20 protein-coding genes are annotated in these 24,472 nt (G+C 48.4%); 13 read left to right on the top strand and 7 right to left on the bottom strand.

Features of this window, described 5'->3' with window-relative positions; genetic code table 11:
• Nucleotides 1–42 precede the first annotated feature (42 nt).
• Together Q0R57_RS07015 and Q0R57_RS07010 are read right to left on the bottom strand one after the other, a co-directional pair.
• Nucleotides 43–1,725: an ABC transporter ATP-binding protein gene (locus tag Q0R57_RS07015; protein WP_294745235.1), complete on the bottom strand. Its 1,683-nt coding sequence runs from the start codon at nt 1,723–1,725 to the stop codon at nt 43–45.
• Nucleotides 1,726–1,759: 34 nt separating this feature from the next.
• Complete coding sequence (locus Q0R57_RS07010) at nt 1,760–2,662, bottom strand: NAD kinase (RefSeq protein ID WP_294745231.1); 903 nt, start codon at nt 2,660–2,662, stop codon at nt 1,760–1,762.
• Nucleotides 2,663–2,739: 77 nt separating this feature from the next.
• On the opposite strand from Q0R57_RS07010, the gene Q0R57_RS07005 reads away from it, so the two are divergent.
• The 10 genes from Q0R57_RS07005 to Q0R57_RS06960 all read left to right on the top strand — a co-directional run bounded on the left by Q0R57_RS07005 (nt 2,740) and on the right by Q0R57_RS06960 (nt 13,258).
• The gene (locus Q0R57_RS07005; protein ID WP_294745229.1) at nt 2,740–3,309 is read left to right on the top strand and encodes a DJ-1 family glyoxalase III; all 570 of its coding nucleotides are present in this window, start codon (nt 2,740–2,742) and stop codon (nt 3,307–3,309) included.
• Between the two features lie 19 nt (nt 3,310–3,328).
• The gene (locus Q0R57_RS07000; protein WP_294745226.1) at nt 3,329–3,985 is read left to right on the top strand and encodes a 2-C-methyl-D-erythritol 4-phosphate cytidylyltransferase; all 657 of its coding nucleotides are present in this window, start codon (nt 3,329–3,331) and stop codon (nt 3,983–3,985) included.
• Nucleotides 3,986–6,082: an ATP-dependent DNA helicase RecG gene (gene recG, locus Q0R57_RS06995; RefSeq protein ID WP_294745223.1), complete on the top strand. Its 2,097-nt coding sequence runs from the start codon at nt 3,986–3,988 to the stop codon at nt 6,080–6,082. It begins immediately after the preceding gene.
• 126 nt (nt 6,083–6,208) lie between these two features.
• Nucleotides 6,209–6,820 carry a C40 family peptidase gene (locus tag Q0R57_RS06990; RefSeq protein ID WP_294745220.1) on the top strand — a complete coding sequence of 204 codons (612 nt, stop codon included), beginning with the start codon at nt 6,209–6,211 and terminating at the stop codon, nt 6,818–6,820.
• Nucleotides 6,821–6,838: 18 nt separating this feature from the next.
• Nucleotides 6,839–7,867 (top strand): CapA family protein, encoded by a 1,029-nt coding sequence (locus tag Q0R57_RS06985; RefSeq protein ID WP_294745217.1) that lies wholly within the window; start codon nt 6,839–6,841, stop codon nt 7,865–7,867.
• 114 nt (nt 7,868–7,981) lie between these two features.
• Nucleotides 7,982–8,935, top strand: a complete 954-nt coding sequence (locus tag Q0R57_RS06980; RefSeq protein WP_294745214.1) for a M23 family metallopeptidase — start codon at nt 7,982–7,984, stop codon at nt 8,933–8,935.
• A 280-nt stretch (nt 8,936–9,215) separates the two neighbouring features.
• A complete protein-coding gene (locus Q0R57_RS06975; RefSeq protein WP_294745213.1) occupies nt 9,216–9,935 on the top strand; it encodes a hypothetical protein in 720 nt (239 codons plus the stop codon).
• Nucleotides 9,936–10,041: 106 nt separating this feature from the next.
• Nucleotides 10,042–11,562, top strand: a complete 1,521-nt coding sequence (locus Q0R57_RS06970; RefSeq protein ID WP_294745211.1) for a leucine-rich repeat domain-containing protein — start codon at nt 10,042–10,044, stop codon at nt 11,560–11,562.
• Nucleotides 11,563–11,729: 167 nt separating this feature from the next.
• Nucleotides 11,730–11,990: a hypothetical protein gene (locus Q0R57_RS06965; RefSeq protein ID WP_294745208.1), complete on the top strand. Its 261-nt coding sequence runs from the start codon at nt 11,730–11,732 to the stop codon at nt 11,988–11,990.
• 80 nt (nt 11,991–12,070) lie between these two features.
• Nucleotides 12,071–13,258 carry a hypothetical protein gene (locus Q0R57_RS06960; protein ID WP_294745205.1) on the top strand — a complete coding sequence of 396 codons (1,188 nt, stop codon included), beginning with the start codon at nt 12,071–12,073 and terminating at the stop codon, nt 13,256–13,258.
• 394 nt (nt 13,259–13,652) lie between these two features.
• On the opposite strand, the gene Q0R57_RS06955 is transcribed toward Q0R57_RS06960, so the two are convergent.
• Nucleotides 13,653–14,411 (bottom strand): nitroreductase family protein, encoded by a 759-nt coding sequence (locus tag Q0R57_RS06955; RefSeq protein ID WP_294745203.1) that lies wholly within the window; start codon nt 14,409–14,411, stop codon nt 13,653–13,655.
• A gap of 159 nt (nt 14,412–14,570) precedes the next feature.
• Here Q0R57_RS06955 and Q0R57_RS06950 point away from each other — a divergent pair, with 159 nt between their 5' ends.
• The gene (locus tag Q0R57_RS06950; protein ID WP_294745201.1) at nt 14,571–15,518 is read left to right on the top strand and encodes an LD-carboxypeptidase; all 948 of its coding nucleotides are present in this window, start codon (nt 14,571–14,573) and stop codon (nt 15,516–15,518) included.
• A gap of 366 nt (nt 15,519–15,884) precedes the next feature.
• Here the strand turns inward: Q0R57_RS06950 and Q0R57_RS06945 are convergent, their stop codons facing one another.
• The 4 genes from Q0R57_RS06945 to hpt form a co-directional block, all read right to left on the bottom strand.
• A complete protein-coding gene (locus Q0R57_RS06945) occupies nt 15,885–19,226 on the bottom strand; it encodes a TonB-dependent receptor (RefSeq protein WP_294745198.1) in 3,342 nt (1,113 codons plus the stop codon).
• A gap of 25 nt (nt 19,227–19,251) precedes the next feature.
• Nucleotides 19,252–20,421: a GTPase ObgE gene (obgE, locus tag Q0R57_RS06940; RefSeq protein WP_294745197.1), complete on the bottom strand. Its 1,170-nt coding sequence runs from the start codon at nt 20,419–20,421 to the stop codon at nt 19,252–19,254.
• 37 nt (nt 20,422–20,458) lie between these two features.
• Nucleotides 20,459–21,031 (bottom strand): adenylate kinase, encoded by a 573-nt coding sequence (locus tag Q0R57_RS06935; RefSeq protein ID WP_294745195.1) that lies wholly within the window; start codon nt 21,029–21,031, stop codon nt 20,459–20,461.
• Between the two features lie 102 nt (nt 21,032–21,133).
• A complete protein-coding gene (hpt, locus tag Q0R57_RS06930) occupies nt 21,134–21,673 on the bottom strand; it encodes a hypoxanthine phosphoribosyltransferase (protein ID WP_294745193.1) in 540 nt (179 codons plus the stop codon).
• 91 nt (nt 21,674–21,764) lie between these two features.
• Here hpt and Q0R57_RS06925 point away from each other — a divergent pair, with 91 nt between their 5' ends.
• The gene (locus tag Q0R57_RS06925; RefSeq protein ID WP_294745191.1) at nt 21,765–23,276 is read left to right on the top strand and encodes an NAD(P)H-hydrate dehydratase; all 1,512 of its coding nucleotides are present in this window, start codon (nt 21,765–21,767) and stop codon (nt 23,274–23,276) included.
• A 52-nt stretch (nt 23,277–23,328) separates the two neighbouring features.
• The gene (locus Q0R57_RS06920) at nt 23,329–24,435 is read left to right on the top strand and encodes a DUF4831 family protein (protein WP_294745189.1); all 1,107 of its coding nucleotides are present in this window, start codon (nt 23,329–23,331) and stop codon (nt 24,433–24,435) included.
• Nucleotides 24,436–24,472 lie beyond the last annotated feature (37 nt).

Below are 24,472 nucleotides of genomic sequence, written 5' to 3'. Positions count from 1 at the left end.
TTTCCACCTTATTTATATACTATAAACAAGGCCATAAAGGAATCAATTGTTGGAAGAAGCGATGTCAAGTACCTGGTCGCAATAATCCACAACGGCAGTCCTATGGGTGACAAAAATAATGGTTCGCTGATGGTTGCTCAGTATATTTTCCAGAACCTTACGTTCGGTCTCGGCATCGAGTGCGCTGGTGGCTTCGTCGAGCAACATGATGCTGCCAGGCCGCAGCAAAGCACGTGCAATGGCAATGCGCTGGGCCTGCCCCTCGCTTAATCCCCCACCCTGTTCAGAGATGGGGGTGTCGAGTCCATTGGGCAATTCTTCAACAAAGTCGGCACAAGCCATCTTTAGTGCCTCGTGCATCTGTTCGTCAGAGGCTTGCAGGTTACCCAGCATCAAGTTTTCGCGGAGGGTTCCGCTAAGCAGCGTGTTGCCTTGTGGCACATAAACAAAGTTGCAACGATGGAGGGGGGAGAGTTGAGAGTCTCTACACTCTACATTATAGATTGAGATTTCTCCTTGTTGAGGTTTCACCAAAGCCAGAAGCAGTCGGATAAGCGTGGTCTTTCCAGATCCTGTCTCACCCATGATGGCGGTACACGAACCGGGCTTAAAATCTACGCTAAAATCACTCAAGGCCGGCTGCTGACCAGGCGCCCCGTAGTTAAAGGTGACATGATCGAAACGTATGCCGCAAGGCGCAGCCAACATGCAAGACTTACCCTGCTGTTCCTCTGGTGTCTCTTCCAGTTCCATCAGTCGTTCGGTAGCTGTAAACACGCTGACAAAAGCAGGCACTAACTTAGCCAGATCGCGAGCAGGACCTTGGATGCGAGCTACCAGTTGCAGGAAAGCCGTCATACCACCAAAGGTCAGTGTGCCGGCATTCAGACGCAGGGCACCCCACAGAAACGCCACAAGGAAACCAATGGCAAAGCCCGCATTCAGGAAGAAGTTGCTGGCCACAGAAAACATCGTACGACGACGCACCCAATGGCGCAGCGTCTGTTGTGTACCGTCCAACCTATTGAGCATCTGACTATCAGCCTCCATCGTCTTCACCAGCATACGGTGCTGCATGGTCTCTGTGAGCAGACTCTGAATAAGACTATCTGTATCACGTACCCTGCGGGTATATCGGCGCATATACGCCACATAAATGCGGCTGACCAACATGAAAAGAGGCAGGATACCCACAATGGTAAACGCCAGTCCGAGGTCCATCTGCAGCAGATAGATGAAAGCACCCAGGAACATCGCTATGGTACTGAGTGTTGATGGTAACGTCTCGGTGAGGAAGGTCACAACCGTCTTCACATCCTGTTCCAGTCGGTTGATGATATCGCCGCTATGCATGGCCTCACGTCCTCTCCATTCTGATCTGAGCAATCGGGCCAGAATGCGCTGCTGCATGCGGTTCTGAGCCTTCACGCCCAGGATGTTCTTAATCCAGACGCGTGAGATACCTACACCGAATTCGCCCAATATTAGACTGGCCATGATGGCCACGGCCCAATAGATAGAGCCCTCGCACACGCCAGAGGCAATATCGATGGCACGTTGCATAGCCCATACGGAAGCCAGTCCTAAAGCCACACCCAGCAGTCCTACGGTAGCATTGAGTATGGCCTGCAAGCGATTGCCTCGCAGGGCTTCCCACAGCCAACGGAATATCTGGCGCACAGTATAGTGATTATCGGGAATGTCGAAGAATGATCTTAAACCCACCTTAACTATAAACTATGAACTGTGAACTATAAACTCATCTCACGTCTGCTCCCCACATGAGTTTTTCTCGCAAAGTAGAGAAATAACGCGTACCACTGCGCTTCACCACCTGAATGTTATATGGTGCACGACGTAAGGTGATGCGCGTACCTTCGCCACATTTCTCCGAGCGACCGTCGATAGCAACCAGGAACGAGTGGTTGCGACTCTCGACATCGAGCGTCACCTCAGCGGAATCGGGAATGACGACAGGACGGATATTCAAAGAATGTGGCGCGACAGCAGTCATAATAAAGACACCAGTGCCAGGCACCACCACAGGGCCACCGTTCGACAAAGAATAAGCTGTAGAACCCGTGGGAGTCGAGACAATCAATCCGTCAGCCTGATAGGTAGCCAGATACTCACCGTTGATGCTGGCACGGATACTGATCATCGAGGCTGTGTCGCGCTTCAGGATTGACACATCGTTCAATGCGAAAGAAGTCTCGCCCAGCGGTTTATCGTCAGCCTTTACCTGAATCACCGCCCTACTCTCCACCGCATAGTCATCATCATGCAGCGCTTGCAGGCAGGTTTCAATATCGTCAGGGGCTATGTCGGCCAGGAATCCCAACCGTCCCATGTTGACACCCAGGATAGGAATATGCTTGCCTCCCACTTTGCTGGCTGTCTTTAGGAAAGTGCCGTCGCCACCCATAGAAATGGCGAAGTCGGCTTCGAAATCATTACCCGAGAATGTCGAGAAACTACACTTCGCAGACTTCAAAATACGGTGCACATCACACATCTCATTGATGAAGTGATAGTACTCCTCATGAATGATTACGCGTGCACCATGCACCTTCAAACAGGCCAGCACCTGCTCTATGGCAGCCGATTTTTCCTGCTGATAGAGGTTGCCGAAGATGGCAAATGTGAGTGACTTCGATGACATAATTCCTATTTTTCTTTCGCGTTTCACAAAGATTTCGTATCTTTGTGCCTGCAAAAGTACAAATTAATTCTGAAAATATGGCAAAAGTTTATGTTTTTCTTGCTAACGGCTTCGAAGATGTAGAGGCTTTGATACCTATCGACGTGCTGCGTCGAGGCGGTGCAGATGTGGTAACGGTGAGCATTGTTGAGGACTCACAGGTAGTGGAAACGGCTCATGGTGTGCAGATAGTGGCCGATGCCATGTTTGACGATTGCGACTATAGCGATGCTGACCTGCTGATGTTGCCTGGTGGCATGCCAGGCGCTTCCAACCTCTATGACCACAAGGGTGTGTGCAAGGCTGTGCTCGCACAGTTCCAAGCAGGAAAGAAAGTATCGGCCATCTGTGCTGCCCCTGCTGTAGTGCTGGCCCAGCTGGGTGTGCTCGATGGCAAGCAAGCCACGTGTTATCCTGGTTTTGAGCGTATGCTGACCAAGGCCCACTATACTGGCGACCTGGTTACTGTTGATGGCAACATCACCACTGCCGAGGGTCCTGCTGCTGCCTTTCCCTATGCCTACGAGTTGCTTAGTCAGCTGGTGAGCAAGGAGGTTAGCGACCAGATTGCCGAGGGCATGCGTTTCAAACACCTCATGGAAAAATAAAAAAGCAAAAAGGTAAAAAGTGGACTACGTAATTATCGTGGCAGGCGGCAAGGGCCTGCGTATGGGTGGCGAGATTCCCAAGCAGTTTCTGCCTATCGGCGGAAAGCCGGTACTCATGCGAACCATCGAGCGATTCAGGGCTTATTCGAATGAGATAAGCATCATCCTGGTATTGCCAGAAACCCAGCAGGACTATTGGCACCAGCTCTGCAAGGAATATCACTTCGACGTGGAATATACGCTGGCCAATGGTGGCGAGACACGGTTCCACTCTGTGCAGAACGGCTTAGCCAAGGTACCTGACGATGCTGAGGGTGTGGTGGGTGTGCACGATGGTGTGCGTCCTTTTGTGAGTTTTGAGGTAATAAGAAACTGCTACGAGACGGCACGCACAAAGAAAGCCGTCATCCCTGTGACGCCAGTAGTCGAGACGCTACGTCACCTGCCTTCACAGAAAAACGTACTGCGCAGCGACTATGGTTTGGTACAGACACCCCAGACCTTCGACATTCAGCTGCTGAAGGCGGCCAACCGCCAGCCCTATCAGGAAAGCTTTACTGACGATGCCTCGGTAGTGGAGGCTTACGGACACGAAGTGTCGATCGTTGAAGGTAATCGCGAGAACATCAAGATTACAACACCTTTCGACCTCAAAATAGCAGAGACACTCATCTGAATGAACATACTCAATCAGGACATCAAATATCTGCCGGGCGTAGGCCCAAACAGGCAGAAGTTGCTCAATCAGGAGTTGGGCATCGAGACGTTTGGTGACCTGCTAGAGTATTATCCCTATAAATATGTGGACCGCTCGAAGGTCTATACCGTGCACGAGCTGACGGGTGACATGCCTTTTGTGCAGGTCATCGGGCGAATCTTAAGTTTCGAAACCTTCGAGATGGGACCGCATAAAGAACGCGTGGTGGCTCATTTCTCCGATGGTACAGGCATCATGGACCTGGTGTGGTTCAATGGTGGCAAATACGCTATGAAAAACTATAAGATAGGTACGGAATACCTGGTTTTTGGCAAGCCCGGCGTCTATAACAACCGCATACAGGTGCAGCATCCCGACATCGATGCCGCCGAGTCACTGGAGTTGTCGGACATGGGCATGCAGCCCTACTACAACACCTCGGAGAAGATGAAGAAGAGCGGGCTGAACTCACGTGCCATAGAGCGCCTGACCAAGACGCTGCTCAGCGTGCTGAAAGACCCTCTGCCCGAGACCATCCCCGACTTCATCTCCAGTCAGTTGCACCTCATGGGACGCGACGAGGCCCTGCGCACGCTGCACTATCCTAAAGACAGTAAGACATTGGAGCGAGCCCGTTTGCGCATGAAGTTCGAGGAGCTGTTCTTTGTACAGCTTAATATATTAAGGTATGCCAGCGACCAGCGCCGCAAATACCGTGGCTATGTGTTCAACCGCATTGGCGACATCTTCAACTCTTTCTACAGTCAGAATCTGCCTTTCGAACTGACAGGAGCCCAGAAGCGGGTGATGCGCGAGATACGCCAGGATGTGTGCTCAGGCCGACAGATGAACCGCCTGCTGCAAGGGGACGTAGGTAGTGGCAAGACACTGGTGGCGCTGATGGCGATGCTCATAGCGCTCGACAACGGCTTTCAGGCGTGTATCATGGCACCCACGGAGATACTGGCCGAGCAGCATTTGGTCACCATCCGCGAGTTCCTGAAGGATATGCCGGTGCGTGTGGAACTGCTGACGGGCATTGTAAAAGGCAAGAAGCGACAGGAGGTACTCGACGGTCTGCTGACGGGCGAGGTACAGATATTGGTGGGCACGCACGCCGTGATAGAAGACACTGTGCAATTCGCACAGTTAGGACTGGCGGTGGTCGACGAGCAGCATCGTTTTGGTGTTGCTCAGCGTGCCAAGTTATGGAGCAAGAGCACCAATCCGCCTCATGTGCTGGTAATGACAGCTACGCCCATCCCCCGCACGCTGGCCATGACGCTCTATGGCGACCTCGACGTGAGTGTCATCGACGAGCTGCCGCCCGGTCGCAAGCCCATCCGCACCAGTCATGTGTTCGACACACGGATGACATCGCTCTACGACGGCATCCGCCAGCAGATACGTGAGGGCCGTCAGATTTACATTGTCTTCCCCCTCATCGAGGAGAGCGAGAAGATCGACCTAAAGAATCTGGAACAGGGCTTCGAAGTGTTGCGCCAGGCTTTTCCTGAGTTTAAGCTGAGCAAGGTGCACGGCAAGATGAAGCCTAAGGACAAAGAGGACGAGATGCAGAAGTTTGTTAGTGGCGAGACGCAGATCCTCGTGGCTACCACAGTAATCGAGGTGGGTGTTAACGTGCCTAACGCCTCGGTGATGGTCATCCTCGACGCCCAGCGCTTCGGCCTCTCGCAGTTGCATCAGCTCAGAGGACGTGTGGGGCGCGGCGCCGACCAGTCGTTCTGTATTCTCGTCACGCCCTATAAACTCAGCGAAGACACCCGTAAGCGCATCGACATTATGTGCGAGACCAACGACGGCTTCCGCATTGCCGAAGCCGACCTAAAACTGCGCGGTCCTGGCGACCTTGAAGGCACGCAGCAGAGCGGCATGGCCTTCGACCTGAAGATTGCCGACATTGCCCGTGATGGGCAGATTGTGCAGATGGCACGCAACGAGGCACAGAAGATTATTGACGACGACCCATTGTGCCAATCGTCTAAATATCAACTGCTTTGGAACCGTCTGCGCGAACTGCGCAAAACCAACATTAACTGGGCCGCCATTTCATAATTTCTTCATCTTCAAAGACTTAAAAAGATGTTAAGTCTTATTAATTATTGGTATAAGTTGTACGTTTTCTCATAAATATGTGTTATCTTTGCACTCAAAACCAAACCACAACCCAAAACGAGTGAGATGATAAAAGTTGTTTTCAGTTCCATCATGTTCCTTTTTGCGTCTGCCAGCACGTGCTTCGGCCAGAGCGCAGAAACCGTATCCGAAGCTCCCGCAACCGAAGAGATAGCCTCTGAAGAAACAGAGGCCGAAGAGGTGTTTGAGCTCGGTGAGGAGGAGGATGAAGAGGAAATTGAAAACTTCGATTTCCTCTATGCCGGCGAGAACTACAACTACGACCAGGTACTCATCGACAATCTGGTGACCGAGGCCTACAAGCACATCGGCGCCCGCTATCGTTATGGCAGCAAGGGGCCTAACACCTTCGACTGCTCGGGTTTCACCAGCTATGTCTATAAGCAGAGCAACATGAACATTGGTGCTTCTTCGCGCGACCAATATGCCCGCAATAAACCCATCAAGCGCAGCGAGCTGCAGCCTGGCGACCTGGTATTCTTCACCAGCCCGGGATCAAGAAAGGGTGTGGGCCATGTGGGCATCGTCATCGACTACGACCCAGTAAGCGAGGTGTTTACATTCATTCATGCCAGCACCAAGGCAGGCGTGAAAATCAGCAAGAGCAGCGAGCCTAACTATACCCGCCGTTACGTTGGAGCACGCCGAGTGCAGTAAGCAGTAAACACCAAGCCTATGAAATCCCTATTCACATCGATTCTTTTCGTGGTTGCAAGCATCATGCCTGCCCACGCCGATACGCTCACCATCGCCATGGTGGGCGATATTATGATGGGTACCACCTTCCCATCGCAGATGCTGCCTGCCAACAATGGCAACGACCTCTTCGTCGATGCCAAGGATTTACTGCTCAAGGCCGACCTCGCCGTGGGCAACCTCGAAGGCACACTCTGCGACGGCGGCAAGAGTACCAAGGGCACTGGCAAGAACAGCTATGCCTTCCGTACCCCCACATCCTATGCCCACCATCTGAAGGACGTTGGCTTCGACTTTCTGAGCATGGCCAACAACCACGCCAACGACTTCGGCCTCGAAGGCATCGAGTCCACCGAGCGTTGTCTCAAAGAGCAGGGTATCCTCTACTCGGGCATCGAAGGCCGCATCGAGAGCGCCGTCATCGAGCGCAAGGGCAAGAAGATCGGGCTGTGCGCCTTTGGTCATAACTCCTACACTATCAAGCACTTGAACTTAGAGCGCGTGGGCAATATTGTCGACGATCTGGTGAGCCGCTGCGACATCGTCATCGTATCGTTCCACGGTGGTGCCGAGGGACGCGACAAATGCCATCTGCCACAAGGCTCAGAGACCTTCCTTGGCGAGAACCGAGGATCCTTACGCCAACTGGCACACTTCTGTATAGACCACGGTGCCGATATCGTCTATGGCCACGGACCACACGTCATGCGAGCCGTAGAGGTCTACAACAACCGCTTCATCGCCTATAGTCTCGGAAACTTCTGCACACCCTATAACGTCAACCTCACAGGCATCTCCGGCCATGCGCCACTCATGGTGGTTACCATTGGTGATGACGGAGCCTTCATCAAGGGCGACGTACATCCAATGATTCAGACGCGAGGCATAGGCCCCCGCCATGACAAGACAGGTAGCGTCATCCGCCAACTTAAGATGCTTAGCGAGAGCGACATACCTCACAGTCAGGCCATTATCGACGAAAAAGGGCACATCAGGATGAAGAAATAGTGTAAAAATGCGACTTTTATGTTAAAAGTCCCCAAAAGATTTGCGAAAAGTGCTGTCAATCAGATATTTTTTGTACCTTTGCAACGATTTTTTTATAATCGACTAACAAACTTAATGAGGATAATGTTAAAGACAATCAAGAAATTCGCCCTCGTGGCATTGGCTTCCATCGCAGTTCTTCCTGCAGCCGGTCAGGATATTCTCGCCAATCAGGCACCCATCGACCGCAAAATGAAAGCCATCGACTCCATCGCTTTGCAGCGCCTGTTGGAAAACGAAGTATGGGAATCGCCCGCGGCCGACCTCTATAACGACTGGAACAATAAGTATGCACATCAGGAGACTACCCTGCCCGACTCGTTCCTTGTGAACCTGCGCGACTTCTGCATGCCCACCACCAGCCGTGTCATCACATCAAACTTCGGTGCACGTTGGAAGCGCCAGCACAAAGGCCTCGACATCAAGGTCTACATTGGCGACACCATCCGTGCTGCCTTCCCTGGTAAGGTACGCATCGTGAGAAGTGAAGGTCTGCGCAAAGGCTATGGTATGTATGTCGTCATACGTCACACCAACGGTCTGGAGACCATCTATGGTCACCTGTCAAAGTGGCTCGTACAGGAAAATCAGGAAGTAAAAGCCGGCGACCCCATCGCCCTTGGTGGTAACACAGGTAAGAGCACTGGCTCACACCTGCATTTCGAGACCCGTCTCTGCGGCGTGGCCCTCAACCCAGCCCTGATGTTCGACTTCAAGAATCAGGACGTTGTGGGCGACCAGTGGATGTTCCGTCGCTCTACCTATAATCAGGAATCGGCACAGGCCACCCGTCTGCGTGGTACTGGTGGTGTATATCGCGGTGGTGATGACCTCGAGGCCAACATGGCCAGCAGCAAGAGCAGCAAGAAGCAGACCAGCAGCAGCGTGCGCTATCACAAGGTACAGAAGGGCGAGACCCTCTCTGCCATCGCTCGCAAGCATCGCACCTCTGTCAATGCTCTCTGCAGCCTCAACGGCATCAAGAAGAACGTCACCCTGCGTGTCGGCCAGATTCTGAAATACAACTAATACCAATCGCCAAACTTATCGTTGGCCATCTGGTTTAGGATGATATAACTTTTCTCAATCCCTTTCCCCCACACGGAGGAAAGGGATTGTTTTTGGGACCAGAGAATATAATCACTATCTCTGGCCCCATAATTCAATCCGCCATGATTAGCAGACCCCATGATTATTAAAAATAACCTTTAATTGACGCTTTTTTTGTAGTTTGTTTGGAAAAACAAATTATAATTCATATATTTGCACACGAAGAACTTATATTTAGTCACCTTATAAATCTATGCATATGGTTAGAATTAAATTTTCACTAATCGTGTTATTGGGTCTCTTGCTGTTTTCACTTGGATTCGTGGCTTGTGAAAACCGCAATATAAAAGTCCATAAAGAAACGATAGACAAAACGAATGCTGGTGATATTGCTGGTAACGAATTGTCCCAATTGTCACTTGACTCTCTATATCAGATAGGTCTTCCTCAAACTGCAAAGCTGGAAGATTACAACGACGATTATCTGGTTTTTCTTAATCATGATAAGAAGGCAGAATATGATGAAGATGCTTTCATAAGTTCATTGTACGTATTTGATAATAAGACCAAACAGCTATCAAAGCTACTTACTACCACAGAGCCAAAGCAATATAGTTGGGTTATGCCAGCTGGAGATAAATCTGAAAAGTGTAAGATATCAGATATCCATGCTATTTACGAGGCCCGTTTATTCCCCTATGCCAAGAAGGTGATAATTAGTGGCGTATTTGATATGCGTAACTCTTTGTCATATATTATTGACTTGGATGATAAGAGTGTATTGTTCCTTCCCACAAATGGTGGCCTTGTTGGTTTTACTATGGAGGAAGGCTATGCCATCATGCAGTCATACAAATACAATGAGGCGCTTGACGAAGAAGGCGTGCCATTGGGAGGTAGACATACATTGTTATCGGTATTTGATGAAAATGGTAGAAATATTAAGTCGTTAGATTTAAATAATCAGGGGATAAAATGAACCCCTGATTGCTACCACGAGACAGCACGCCACCTTGATGTGGATGTGAAGGATTTATTAGTATCGTCGAAGAAAGCGTAATACACAAACCTTTAATTGTTTTGATATGGACATATACGATGGTCATATACCTACTTTCGAAGAGATTTCCTATATGGAAACCAAGTACGAATCTTCTGGTTTTGAGGACACATGGGAAGATGAGTTTGGTGCAGTATACACTTATGATCAACACAAATTGATTAAGGGTGTAAATACAAAACATTACATTGTTAATCCTCGTACTTTTGTTATATGTGATAACGCATTTGAATCTTGTGACAAATTAGAAGAGGTAGTGTTACCAGAATCCTTATATAAGATTGGGAAAAGAACTTTCTTTCAGTGCACTGCATTGAAAACAATAGTATTCCCAGAATCACTTATTGAGATAGGAGATTATGCTTTTTCTTGTTGCATTAACATAGAGAGAATAGTTTTACCATGCTTCTTGAAAAGTATAGGAAAGTATTCCTTCGATTGTTGTTCACAAATGCGCCATATTGACATCTTAAGTTATATAGAAGAATTAGAAGAAGGTATCTTTTATAATTGTGAAAGTTTATTAGAAGTATCTTTACCATACACAATAAAAAGAATTGAAGCTAATGTGTTCAATGGGTGCTCTTCGCTTACCGAAGTAGACCTTCAGTCTGCCACATACATTGGTGAAAATGCATTTACTGGGATGTCATCATTAAAAACATTGACTATTCCATCTTCTGTTCAGGTAGTAAGAGGTAACCCTTTTGGAAAACTATCAAGTAAGAAATGTACATTTATTAATGAATGTGACGTAATTATCATAGAGAAGGATATAGTATATTCAAATGACAAAAAAACAATTATATCTTGTCTATCCGATGATAAAGAAATAAAAGTAAAAGATGGGGTAGTTTGTATTGGTCCTGATTCTTTCAGTTGCAGAGAGTCCTTACAATCTATTATCTTACCCCCATCGATTAAATATATTGAAGAATATGCTTTTTATAATTGTTGCCACTTAGAATCTATCAATTTTTCCGATGGAGTGTTAATAATAGGGACTGGTGGTTTCCAAAATTGCACATCTCTGAATAATATATGTCTACCTTCTACTATTCTTGCTATCGGCGATGGCCTTTTCAGCGGTTGTTGCAACTTGACTTCAATCACGCTTCCTAAGTTTTTGACAAAACTTGAAAAGAGTGTTTTCGAGGGTTGTATAAAGTTGCGTGAGGTTATTATACCAGATTATCTTATTACTGTCGGTAATAAGGCGTTCAAAGATTGCCGTCTTTTGGAAAAACTGACATTGCCAGAAACAATTAGAGATATTGGTGATTTCGCTTTTGCCGGCTGTTATAATCTAGAGTACATAGAGATTTCACAATATATGAAACATATAGGGAAATACTCAATAGACATTAATACTTATATTATCGTTCCAAGTAATGCGATACACATATTCAAAGAGAAAATGCCTCACTTCTCCAAGAGAATTTTTGACAAGTCAGGTTACGAACAAATGCTAATTAATGAAGAAGAAAATGAAGGAAAAGGCTTTATTGATTATTCTGATATTTCTTTAGATGATGAGCGTTATTGATATGTTAAAGGAAAATTAAACAAAAACATAAAGGAGCATAAAGAATGTGTTAAATAAATATAAGCAAAAGGAAAGGACATCATAATTATTACTGCTATAATCCCTTAATAATAGTGAATGGATTTGCGTATCTTAAAAAGATTGTCTAATATTGCACAAAAAAGGTTATGAAAGAGATTCAAATTACAGATTATAAAGGTACTATCTGTATTGACAGTGATATCAAATCAGATAAACTTCGAGTCGTTGCTTTTGATAGCAAAGGGCATGTTGATTCACATTATGTGTTTAATCCTGAAACAATTAATGATTGTAGTAGTATAACCTATATTCGAGAAGGTGGGCGCACAAAGTTCTATTCCAACGATTCCGAGATTTACCCTTGCGAATGTGATTATCCAGTTTCCTCTAACTCTTTAGAACAGTAATTCACAATTGATTAATAGGTATGGAACTATATCGAATTGTTTTCAGAAACTATCATTGGAAGAAATAATAAGTTTAAGATATGGTTATAGACGGAAAGAAAAGAACTTTTGTCCCATATAAGGGATGGTGTGTTGATAATATGGGGCAATTAGTCTCTGATCCATTAATGCACATTTATGAGCCTCCTCTGAAGATAGTTGATGACATCCATAAGTTTGTTAATTCCACTGAAATCTCTCATAAGCACATCTTATATAATGTGCTTGACAAGTGTGGCAAAGAGATTCTTTCTAAATGGGTGCGGAAAATATCTTATGTTACCTCACTTGATATTTATCTTATTGAAGATAATAATGAAGATGAACTATTAGAGAAGAATAATTATAAGTTCTTTAATAGCAATGAGTATTGCGAAAGACACAATGTGATTACAAATGCAGGTGAGTTATTGTCCAAAGATTGGTTCGATGATATTATTGTATCAACCTATGGCTATTTAAAAGTGAAAAGAAATGGGAAACAAAATCTAATTGATTTAAATGGGCGCCTTCTGCTAAATAGTGATGCAGACTTTGTTTCAAATTATAATGGAGAGTTTGCTTATTGTTGTCGAAACGGAATCTTATATCAAGTTTTTCCTGGAGGAATAGAAAAAGAATTTAAGCATTTAGAAGTATGCAATAAAGAATTATTCGAGATACATCATAAAGAGTATACCCGAATGTTTAAATGGATGGACAAGATATCTGAAAGAACAGGATTTGATTACAAGTGGAATATGCTCTTTTTGGATAAATATCAACTTTTTGATCAGAACTATGACCAAATAAGGGAATCGCTTATTGCTGGGCTTTTATTTGTAACAAATGACGGTGAAACGAAACTAAAAGACATTTCTGACAAGACATTAACGAACTTTTCATTCAAAGTACCTGATGATTCTTTTTTTATCAATGGTCTTGCTGCCATAGGAGTGGAGGGACAATATGGATTAATTGATCCATTAGGCAATATTGTTTGTGAAGGATTCTCTTCTGCCCTATGGGCACCTCAAGGAATTGAAGGCGCGCCATGGGAAATGTATTATTGTAGAAATGGTGAAGAAATGCATTATTATCATGGTCAAGGAGGTGAATTCATTGCATGGGTCCATGACTTTCTTCTGCACAATCAAATAGCATACTTGCTGGAAAAGGATAATATATGGTATTATCCTGATAATAACAACATGGTACGCTTGTTTGAGTACAATTTAGATAATGATTAATCAAAGGGACAGGATTTTGATTAAATCTCGTTAAGCGTCTAAAAAACGATGCGTTTCTACTGGAGAACCGATATGGATGCTAGTACACGTAGGTAATTTTGTTTGTACGCGTAGAAAAAAGTGTTTGTACACGTACCCGCAATTTCGTTCTCTCGATAAGGGTTATTCATGGAAAAACCATGCAGAGCATTCTGAGTGTGACATATGTGAGGGTAAATATGATTATCGGACATCAGTCGTACTTCCCATAGTGTAGCCATACTCTACCTATACTCTACCCATACTGAATGAGTATGCCTAGAGTATGCCTAGAAGCAACCTAGAGTATGGCTAGAGTATGGCTAGAGTATGCTTAGAGTATGGCTAGGAGCTGTAAAACCATTGAGTCGGAAGATTAAAATCCTCTGACCGTCCAAAGCAGGAAACCTTGGTGTTTGAGTGCATAGATGAGTCCCTCGCTCATGGCTTCATTATCCTTTCGCGTATAGCGGATGTCGGTGAAGACCTGAGCCAGTGTCTCTTTGTTGTTGATACGCATAAACTCCAAGTTCTCCGGGAGGTGCTCTTTGGCTTCGTAGTACTTGTCAATGTCCATTGCCAGATAGTCATTGTAGGTTTCGTCGTGTACAAAACTCTCCATCGGCAGGCGGTCAGACAGGGGAGGTTCTTCGTCAGGCCATCCTACGGTCAGCGTTGCTACGGGGAACGTCAGTTTCGGCAATTTCAACAGGTCGATGATAGCCTGTGGTTGATACACTGTCGTCCCTAAGTAGCAATAGCCCAATCCTTCTTCGTCCATCAGGTTACACAATGTCTGTGTGTACAACAGCGCATCTGTTGCCGCATTGAAGAACGACAGGAAATTGTCGTAACCCGGCTCTGCATTCCTGCATCGTGCCCACGTCGACGTGCGGTTGAAGTCTGCACAAATGGTCAGCACCACTGGAGCCTGCGTCACCATTGGCTGGTTGAAGTGTGCTGGTGCCAGCTTTGCCTTCATCTCTGCCGAACGTGTCACTACTACGCTATACAGTTGGAGATTACCCATTGTTTGGGTTCTGCTGGCCTCAGTCATGAGGCGGTTTAGGAGTTCTGGACTCACTTCTTTATCACTGTATTGGCGAATGCTACGCCTGGTCATTAAGTTCTTCATATTACAATCCTTATATGTTACGTCAGCAAAGGTACACAATAAAATCGATGTACGCAAGCAACTCCTGCAAAAAAGATTAATTGACTTATTCCCACGGAATCAATTTTTTCGACTTAAATAATTGTTATCCCAAAATAATTTGCTACTTTTGCCAACAATATGAAGAAGTATTGCTTGATATCGCTGATGCTCTGCTGGATGCTTTCGCTTTCAGCCCAATTTCTGCATTCTGGCGATACTATCGCTATTATATCGCCATCGAGTGCTACTGATACCACTACGATAAATGGTGGCGTCCGCACGCTTGAGAAGTGGGGCTATCATTGCGTGGTAGCACCTAATGCACTCAATGATTATCATGGTTTTGCAGGCACTATCGATGAGAGGCTTTCAGATCTGCTTTGGGCCTTACGCGAGCCCTCAGTCAAGGCTATTATGTGTTCAAGAGGTGGTGATGGTGCGGCCCATCTGTTGGCTCGATTATCGCTCGATACACTCAGACAATATCCTAAGATGATTATTGGCTTCAGCGATGTTACAGCCTTGCTCTGTGCAGAGGCTAGGGCTGGCGTAAAGGGCATTCATGGTTCTATGTGCCATGCGCTGAAGACTTACGAGGGTACAGATACCGTTAGTCAGGCTTTGCGACGCATGCTTGTTGGCGATTTGCCTATCTATCGTGTAGCTCCTCATCCCCTAAATATAATAGGTAAGGCGGAGGGAACTATCGTTGGCGGCAATCTGAGCGTGTTCAACGACCTGGCCGGCTCTGATTTCGATCCCATCATGATGGACGACATCATCCTGTTTATCGAGGATACAGATGAGGGTATGAGCAAAGTAGACCGCATGCTGCACAATATCGAAGTTCGTGGCTTGCAATCCCATATTCGTGCCGTTATCGTTGGCCAGTTCAATAAGTACAAGCATCCAGAGAATGGTTTCGACGATATGTATGCCATTCTGCACGAATACCTACAGCATTGGAACATCCCTGTATGCTATGACTTCCCAGTAGGTCATGCACACCTAAAAAACTTCCCACTTCTAACAGGTGCAAAAGCTACGCTAGAAGTGGAAAGCGATGGAGTAATGCTACATTATTAATAGCAAGAAATTAGTCCGTCTCGACGGACTAGTCACCTACGACCCGTTCCGATGTTTGTTTCCATCCGTTCCGACGTCATCTGCGACCCGTTCCGATGATACTTTAGGGGGGTAAAGTATCGCATCTACGACCGCAAAGTGACGTTCCATCGGGTGAAAGAAACGTTCCGGACGCCCCCAAAGTGACACGAAGGTCATCGGCACCATCATTACCACCATCATCGGCACACTGGCCGTACAGGACTGCACCTTTATTCAGTAAACTCTGAACCATTAAAACCGTGAGTTCGAGTTAGCTCACTTTGCTTATAAAAAAACCACACAAGGGGTTGCCTTGTGTGGTTTTATGTTGAGAGGGGGTGATGATTAGTTGAAGAAGTACTTCAGACCGACCTGCAAACTCCAGCAGTTGCCGTAGCTCATGTTGGTATCGTAGGTTTGGGTGGGGTACTTGCCGTTGCTCATCTTATACATTGAGAATACGGGGTTGTTCTGTGCATCCCTGCCTTCATAGTTGAGGATACGTCCGCTGTTGCATACGGAGTTAATCTTGGGAATACCCCATTCAGAATTGAGCATATTGCCGAAGTTGATGATATCGACAGATGCCTGGAACTTCTGTACGGTCTTGCCCACGCGGAACGAGAAGTCCTCGGCCACACGGAGATCGACGCGATGAACCCAAGGAGCACGACCGCCATAGGCCTCGGCATACTGGCCCTTGTGAGTACGCAGATAGTCGTCCTGGTCAACGAATTTCCAGAAGGCAGCGCGCATCTCTGTATCCTCGATGAACTGACCGCCCTTCAGCTTACCAATCTTGATTTCGCTGTCGTTGGCAGGAATGTAGATCAGGTCGTTAGCGAGCTTGTCGCCGTTCATGTCGTTGTTGTACATGAAGCTGGTGCTTCCAGCGGAATAGCCTTTATAGAACACGTTGAGGTGAGTGCCCCAAGTGAGTCCTTTCACCTTAATAGGCAGATAATAGCTTACAGAAGCAGTAATCTGGTCGGGGGTGACGAAGTATGAACGCTGTGCGTCGGTCTGGTTAGGACCATCGACAGAGATGACGCCCTTCCAAGCCGAAACGGGGTCGCTACCGGGCAGACCTGACACCTCTTTATTCTCAGTACGAGTATAGGCAAACATCATGTTGAGGTTGCGTACAGGCTCTGCATTGATGGTAATATTAGCCGTGTAGCCATAACCCTTCGATGTGTTGTCGAGCATGATGACGTCCTTATTGGTATAATACTGATAGTCGGTAGGATATATGAGTCGGTTGTCAGCACCATTGAAACGCTCCCAGTTACCACTCTCAGCATCTTTGATGTTGATGTTGTTCATATAGACGGCGTTGATGCTCTTATTGAAGATGAACTCACCAGTAACTGACAAGGGGAATGACACGGGCAGCTGGTAGTCGACGGCGATGCTAGACTTCCACACCTGCGGCATCTTGAAGTTGCTGTAAACACCCGAAATTTTCGATCCAGCCGTATGGTTCTCGTTGGTGGTGGGCACCTCGAAGTATTCCATCAGTTCGTTGACACCCTTGAACTGTCCGGCCAGTCCGTTGAGCTTAGCCTGAATCCAAGCCTCATCGTGGCCATTGGAATCCTCATATTTCTTATCTCTGTAGTTATAACCAATAGCATAGGTGGTCTTGAAGATGTTGGCATTGCTAGGCTGGTTGGTGAAGAACACCAAGGGCAGACGTCCTGTGAAGAGACCTGTACCGCCACGCACCTTCAGACTCTTGTCGCCAAAGACATCCCAAGAGAAGCCCAGACGGGGAGACACCTGAATGTGATTGTCAGGCCAGATGCCAGTATCGACATGATAGCCGTTGAAGTCGAGGTCATAGATGGCCGTGTTGCGTGCCACATCCTGCTCGTCGAATACGAGGTCGTCGAAACGCACGCCGTAAGTCAGCTTCAGTCTGGGCACTATGTTCCACTCGTCCTGGATATAAACGCCATACTGATTGAAACGTACTCCCGATGTGGGACTATCGTTACCATTGAAGCCATAGGTAAAGTTGACAGCCTCGGGAGCGGCACCAGCCAAGAACTCATCGATATTGCGGAAACGGTACTGGCCTGTACCCTCGCGGATATATGAGTTGTCGGCAAACTGATGCTCAAAGGTGAATCCTGCCGTCAGCTTATGGGTACCCAAATAGAGGGTGAGGTTATCGGTCAGGGTATGCACCTTGTTCTCCACATGGTTCTTCCATGAGAACAATTCATAGCCAGCGCTGATATAAGGCTCGATGCTGGGCGAAGTTGCTGTTGCATCGTAAGGATATGAAATGTCGATGAAGGGGAACGTTGACGAATCAGAGGTACGCGTGGGGTCCTTCATATAAGAATAGGTATAGAGCAACTGGTTGCTGACCTTCTGTCCGAAGCGGCTGTTCAGGTCAACCGAGATAGACCTCACCGAGCGCTCATTGCCATACATGGTGTTGGCAAAAATCATGGCTTTCTCGCCAGTGCGATAGTCGCCCGAGCCACCGTAGATATAGTCACCTGTTGAGCGGCTGGCACCAGAGTAGCTTATATCCTTGGTAAAGTTATAGCGCACGGCCAGATGATGATTATCGGTGATATTCCAGTCGATACGGGCCAACAGCTTCTCGTTCTTCTCATCGCCAGGGAAGTCGGTCCATGAGCCGGTCTCGTAGCCGTAGTTGTTCAGCAGATAGTTGTGCACCTTCTGCATATCGCTGGCCAACACACGCGACACCATGCCTTTGGCGGCCTCATCGTCCTGACGGGCGCGGTACTTAATGACCTGACCAGGAGTCTTCTCGTATTCGTAGTTGGCAAAGAAGAACAGCTTGTTCTTAATGATTGGGCCACCCAGCGTGAAGCCATAGACATTCTTCCTGTCCTCGGCACGCGTTCCCAGGTCCTCACCATTAATCTTATTGCCGCGCATGTGTTCGTTGCGGAAATAGGTGTAGGCCGTTCCCTTGAACGTATTAGTACCACTCTTGGTGATGGCGTTGACACCACCGCCAATGAAGTTGGTCTGACGGACATCGAAGGGCGCGATGACTACCTGCACTTCCTCGATAGCGTCGAGCGAGATGGGGCTTCCGCCGCCAGGCAGACCATCGCTCAGTCCGAAGTTATTGTTGAAGTTAGCACCATCGACCGTGAAGTTCGACATTTTTCCGTTGGCACCGGCAAAGCTCATGCCACCGCCGGAATATGGCGACAGCTTGGCAATATCGGTGATGCTACGGCTAATCATAGGCATCGACATCATCTGTTCGTGGTTGATGTTTGTCGAGGCACCAGTCTTCTCGCCTGCAAACTTCGAGGCACGGCCGCTGATAACCACCTCCTGAAGGTCGGTGGCATTCTCGGAAAGCCATACGTCGAGGTTGTAGGTCTCGCCCAGCTGCAGGGTGATGCCCTTCAGTGTCTTTGTCTGGAATCCGATGTAGGACACCGTCACGGAATAGGGACCGCCCGTTCGCATACCCTGAATGGCAAAGCGTCCGTTCACGTTGGTTACCGCCGTGTAGCGTGTGCCAGAAGGCTCGTGCAGCACTTGTACGGTAGCACCGATAATTTCTTCGCGACTATCTTGAACAGAGACCTTACCGGCCATGCTCGAAGTAGTCACCTGTGCCACTACTGACAATGATATTGTCAGCAGCATAGCCACCAGAAAGAATAGTTTCTTCTGCATAGATGTTTTTTTATTAGATTTAATTTTATTCGTTTTCTTCTTCGTCTTCGTATTCAAAGTCTTCGAGGTCGTCAACGTCCTCCACATCGATATACTCAATGTCTTCGTCCTCGCCCTCGTCCTCCAGTTCCTGGGCAAAGACGGTCATGTCCTTGTCACGATGCACCAGTGAGTCCTCGCTGGTGATGGCCTGAAGCTTGTTGCTCTCAGCATTGAGCTCACGCCACAGCACGTCCTTCAGTTCGTCAAGACCGAAGCCGGTCACAGCTGAGATAAAGACCACGGGAAGGTCCTGAGGCAACGTCTCCTTAAGCATCTCGATGAGCTCCTCGTCGAGCAGGTCGCACTTGGTGATAGCCAGCACGCGGTGCTTGTCAAGCATCTCGGGGTTGAACTGCTTGAGTTCGTTGAGCAGAATCTCGTATTCGTGTTTGATGTCGTCGGTATCGCCAGGCACCATGAACAGCAACAGCGAGTTGCGCTCAATATGTCGCAGGAAACGCAAGCCAAGGCCCTTGCCTTCGGCTGCGCCCTCGATGATGCCAGGAATATCGGCCATAACAAACGACTTGCCGTCCCTATAGCCCACAATACCCAGTGAGGGCTCCATCGTGGTGAAGGGATAGTTGGCTATCTTCGGACGGGCATTGCTCAGGGCGCTGACCAGCGTTGACTTGCCAGCATTAGGGAAGCCCACCAAACCCACATCGGCCAGCAGCTTCAGCTCGAGGATGATGGTCATCTCCTGCATGGGCTCGCCAGGCTGGGCATAGCGCGGAGCCTGGTTGGTGGCGGTGCGGAACTGGAAATTACCCAGTCCGCCGCGGCCGCCCTTCAGCAGCAGCACCTCCTGACCGTCGTAGGTCACGTCGCAGACATACTTGCCCGTCTCGGCATTATAGACCACGGTGCCGCAGGGCACATCGATGTAGATGTCCTTGCCGTCGGTGCCGTGACATTTGTCCTTGCCACCGTTGCCGCCATGCTCTGCAAAGATGTGGCGCTCGTACTTCAGGTGCAGCAACGTCCAATAGTTGTGGTTGCCACGCAGAATGATGCTGCCACCCTTACCGCCATCGCCGCCGTCGGGTCCGCCGTTAGGGTTGTACTTCACGTGGCGCAGATGCATAGAGCCCCTACCCCCCTTGCCCGAACGGCACATAATCTTAACGTAGTCTACGAAGTTACTTTCCATATTTTATTTTCTAGAATTCCTAGATGATCTAGATGCTCTAGATATTATCTACCACAGCGCAGATATCACCAAAGATGCGGTCCAGCTCACCCAGACCATCGATATGATGGTGCAGGCCTTCCTTGGCATACCACTCGATGAGAGGAGCCGTCTGGTTGTGATAGACCACGAGGCGCTTCTTGATGGTCTCCTCGTTGTCATCGGCACGTCCGCTCTGCTGGCCACGCAGGATGAGGCGCTTCATCAGCTCGTCCTCGGGCACATCGAGTTCAATCATGGCGGCAATCTTGTCACCACGCTCGCTGAGCATCTGCTTCAGGGCCTCGGCCTGTGGAATGGTGCGAGGAAAACCGTCGAAGATAACACCCTTGTGCTCACGGCCGAAAGAATCGTAAACAGAAGCCAGGATGCTGACCATCAGGTCGTCGGGAATCAACTGACCATTGTCAATGAACTGCTTGGCGGTCTTGCCCAGCTCAGTGCCGTTCTTGATTTCTGCACGCAGCACGTCGCCAGTAGAGATATGCTCCAGTCCGTACTTCTCAATCAGTTTGTCGCTCTGAGTGCCCTTACCAGAACCGGGGGCACCGAAAATCACAATATTCTTCATATCTTTCTATTATTTAGTTATTTCGACATTACGTTATTTCGACATTACGTTATTACGTTATTTCGACATTTCGGTATGACGACATTCCGTTATGACGATTCGTCATTCCGAAACCAGCGTATACAGGTCCTTCAAGCCACGACCCTGCTGGTCGTAGTCCAAGCCATAACCAAGAATAAAGTCGTTGGGAATCTCGAAGGCCACATAGTCAAGCTTGAGGTTCTCCTTCAGCTTCTCGGGCTTGAAGAAGAGCGTGCAGACATGAACCGAAGCCGGATTGCGGGTGCCCAGCGAGTCGATCATCTGACGAATGGTAAGTCCACTCTCTACGATATCCTCAAGGATAATGATTGTTCGTCCGCTGATGTCTTCGTTGATACCCATCACCTCCTTGATCTTTCCTGTCGACATAGTGCCCTGATACGACGCCAGCTTCACAAACGAAATCTCACAGGGGATGGTCATCTCGCGCATCAGGTCGGCTGCGAAGACAAACGCACCATTGAGCACCGCCAGAAACAACGGGTTCTTACCTTCCATATCCTTGGAAATCTGTAGTGCCACTTCCCTGACGCGGGCCTTAATCTGAGCCTCCGGCATCGACGTTTCGAACGTCTTGTCCAGTACTTTTACTCTACTCATACACCTTATTTAATGAATTTTGATGCAAAATTACAAAAAAATCACGAAAAATGGCTATAGATTACCAATTATTTCGTATTTTTGCATCGTTATGAAGATTTTTACCCGTTCACAGATACAAGAACTCGACAAATATACCATCGACCACGAGCCCATCAAATCAATTGATCTGATGGAAAGAGCTGCCCGTGCCATCACCAATGCCATCACCGAACGGTGGACTACAAACGTGCCTATGGTGGTGTTTGCAGGTCCAGGAAATAACGGTGGCGACGCATTGGCTGTGGCTCGTATGCTGATGGAGCAGAACTATCAGGTACAGAGTTTCCTGTTTAACATCTCAGGCCATCTCTCGGCTGACTGTGCCACCAACAAAGACCGTCTGAACAGCATGAGGGGCACACCATTATTGACGGAGGTGACACAGGAGTTTGACCCGCCACGCCTGGAAAAAGGCATGGTGGTTATTGACGGACTGTTTGGCTCCGGACTCAACAAGCCGCTGGCTGGCGGTTTTGCCTCGTTGGTAAAATACATCAACTCATCGCCGGCACAGGTGGTGAGCATCGACATACCCTCTGGTCTGATGACTGAGGACAACACCTATAACGTGCGTGCCAACATCATCAAGGCCGACCTGACCCTGACGCTGCAACAGAAGAAACTGTCGTTCCTTTTCTGCGAGAACCAGCAGTTTGTAGGCGAACTCAAGACGCTCGACATACGACTGAGCAAGGAGGGCATCGACAAGATGGATGCGCAATACACCCTCTTGGAGGAAAAAGACATACGGGAGATACTCCATCCACGAGATACTTTTGCCCACAAAGGACAGATGGGCCACGCCCTGATTGTGGGTGGCAGCTACGGCATGGCTGGCGCTGCGGTGCTGGCAACCAAAGCATGCATGCGGTCAGGCGTGGGAAAAGTCACGGTACATACCCCGAAACGTAATGCGCAGATACTGCAGGTATCAGTTCCTGAGGCGATCTTGCATCTAGACCACGAAGAGACCATCTTCTCAGAAGCCGTAGCCACCGAGGATTTCCAGGCGTTGGGCATAGGTCCGGGATTAGGAACCACCGAGCAGACCAGCATCGCCATGATTGCCCAGATACGCAGGACACATTGTCCTGTGGTTGCCGATGCCGACGCGCTGAATATGTTGGCTACGCGTCACGCCTGGATGCAACAATTGCCAAAAGGCATCATCCTGACTCCCCATCCAAAAGAACTCGACCGCATGGAGGGACAATGTACCGACAGCTACGAACGACTCACCAAGGCCCGCCAGCTGGCAGAGAAGCTGCAAGGTTATGTCATACTGAAAGGCCATTACACCGCCATCTGTATGCCCGATGGTCATGTGGTGTTCAACTCAACCGGCAATGCCGGCATGGCTACCGCTGGTAGTGGTGATGTATTGACAGGCATCCTGACAGGTCTACTGGCCCGAGGCTATAAGCAGCGCGAGGCTTGCATCCTGGGTGTATATCTGCATGGATTAGCCGGCGACCTGGCAGCCCGTGACCTGGGCGAGGAGAGCCTCATTGCCAGTGATATTATCCAGTATCTGCCCAAAGCCTTTTTGAATGTGAAATAACAAAAGGGCAACGAGTAAAAGAGTATAATAATAAAAGGTGAAAATACGAAAGATGAAACAGAACAGAGACACAAAGGTGAGTAAATGGGTAAAACGGCTGGTACCTTTTTACCTGTTGGCTTGTTTACCTTTAAGCGCCCAGACGCAGATCAGCGATTATCAGCCAGGAGTAACGCCCGAAGGAGCCGTTTATTTCCTGCCTAAGACGGCTATCCGCATCAATCTGCTGGTTGAGAAGACCACCTACACCCCTGGCGACTTTGCCGCTTATGCCCAGCGTTATATGCGACTGAAGGACGTACCCATGGAGCCCAGCATCCAGCATCGTATCATCCGAGTGCAGATGATTCCCGAGGGCGTGGCTGACTCAACGAAGGCCTTTGCCATCAAGTTTAATGCCAAGACAGTGGCTGCCAATGTGGCTTTGGCCGACGACGGACGTTTGCTGGCTATCAATGCCGAGCCTTCGACCGCACAGCCGCTGAAGCCTTTCGTGCCTGCCCCAAAGCCAAAGGCCGTGAACCCACGACAGCTGATGAATCAGGAGATTCTGTCAGCCAGCAGCACAGCAAAGATGGCAGAGCTAACCGCCAGGGAGATTTACGACCTGCGCGAGAATCGTAACCTGCTCATCAAGGGACAGGCCGACTTCATGCCTCAGGACGGCAACCAGATGCGACTGATGCTCAACCAGATAGACGAACAGGACAAGGCGCTGACCAGTATGTTCAAAGGCACCTACGAGTGTGACACAACCGAGCACTCGCTGGTGATCTGTCCTGACGGTCCTTTCCAGCGTCAGCTGCTGTTCCGTCTATCACAGATCAACGGTCTGGTTGATACCGACGACCTCTCTGGTGCTCCTTACTATGTCAGCGTGGAAGACCTGAACACCGTTCCTCCCATTGACGAGGAGGCTGCCGCCAAGGCCAAGAAAAAGATTTACGAGGCTGGGGTTTATGTCAATGTGCCTGGCAAGATGCGCGTCACGCTCTATCAGGGCATCAACAGCATCATCACCTCTGAACAGCCTGCACCTCAGTTTGGCAATGTAGAGCTGCTGAGCGGCGAGCTCTTCAACAAACACTACACCACCCACCTATGGCTCAACCCCATTACCGGTGGCGTAGAACGACTGGATTCGGAACAGCCTAAATAAAGAATCAAATACAGGATAAAAAAAAGAATCCCCGCCG

It is taken from the genome of uncultured Prevotella sp. (assembly GCF_946407605.1).
Classification (GTDB): domain Bacteria; phylum Bacteroidota; class Bacteroidia; order Bacteroidales; family Bacteroidaceae; genus Prevotella.
This window is presented reverse-complemented; position numbering and strand designations above follow the sequence as displayed.

Excerpts from the sequence above, each read along its gene's own strand:
- Q0R57_RS07010 (WP_294745231.1), bottom strand. The coding sequence starts at position 2,662 with ATGTCATCGAAGTCACTCACATTTGCCATCTTCGGCAACCTCTATCAG.
- Q0R57_RS07005 (WP_294745229.1), top strand. The coding sequence starts at position 2,740 with ATGGCAAAAGTTTATGTTTTTCTTGCTAACGGCTTCGAAGATGTAGAG.
- recG (WP_294745223.1), top strand. The coding sequence starts at position 3,986 with ATGAACATACTCAATCAGGACATCAAATATCTGCCGGGCGTAGGCCCA.
- Q0R57_RS06990 (WP_294745220.1), top strand. The coding sequence starts at position 6,209 with ATGATAAAAGTTGTTTTCAGTTCCATCATGTTCCTTTTTGCGTCTGCC.
- Q0R57_RS06985 (WP_294745217.1), top strand. The coding sequence starts at position 6,839 with ATGAAATCCCTATTCACATCGATTCTTTTCGTGGTTGCAAGCATCATG.
- Q0R57_RS06980 (WP_294745214.1), top strand. The coding sequence starts at position 7,982 with ATGAGGATAATGTTAAAGACAATCAAGAAATTCGCCCTCGTGGCATTG.
- Q0R57_RS06975 (WP_294745213.1), top strand. The coding sequence starts at position 9,216 with ATGGTTAGAATTAAATTTTCACTAATCGTGTTATTGGGTCTCTTGCTG.
- Q0R57_RS06970 (WP_294745211.1), top strand. The coding sequence starts at position 10,042 with ATGGACATATACGATGGTCATATACCTACTTTCGAAGAGATTTCCTAT.
- Q0R57_RS06965 (WP_294745208.1), top strand. The coding sequence starts at position 11,730 with ATGAAAGAGATTCAAATTACAGATTATAAAGGTACTATCTGTATTGAC.
- Q0R57_RS06960 (WP_294745205.1), top strand. The coding sequence starts at position 12,071 with ATGGTTATAGACGGAAAGAAAAGAACTTTTGTCCCATATAAGGGATGG.
- Q0R57_RS06955 (WP_294745203.1), bottom strand. The coding sequence starts at position 14,411 with ATGAAGAACTTAATGACCAGGCGTAGCATTCGCCAATACAGTGATAAA.
- Q0R57_RS06950 (WP_294745201.1), top strand. The coding sequence starts at position 14,571 with ATGAAGAAGTATTGCTTGATATCGCTGATGCTCTGCTGGATGCTTTCG.
- Q0R57_RS06945 (WP_294745198.1), bottom strand. The coding sequence starts at position 19,226 with ATGCAGAAGAAACTATTCTTTCTGGTGGCTATGCTGCTGACAATATCA.
- obgE (WP_294745197.1), bottom strand. The coding sequence starts at position 20,421 with ATGGAAAGTAACTTCGTAGACTACGTTAAGATTATGTGCCGTTCGGGC.
- Q0R57_RS06935 (WP_294745195.1), bottom strand. The coding sequence starts at position 21,031 with ATGAAGAATATTGTGATTTTCGGTGCCCCCGGTTCTGGTAAGGGCACT.
- hpt (WP_294745193.1), bottom strand. The coding sequence starts at position 21,673 with ATGAGTAGAGTAAAAGTACTGGACAAGACGTTCGAAACGTCGATGCCG.
- Q0R57_RS06925 (WP_294745191.1), top strand. The coding sequence starts at position 21,765 with ATGAAGATTTTTACCCGTTCACAGATACAAGAACTCGACAAATATACC.
- Q0R57_RS06920 (WP_294745189.1), top strand. The coding sequence starts at position 23,329 with ATGAAACAGAACAGAGACACAAAGGTGAGTAAATGGGTAAAACGGCTG.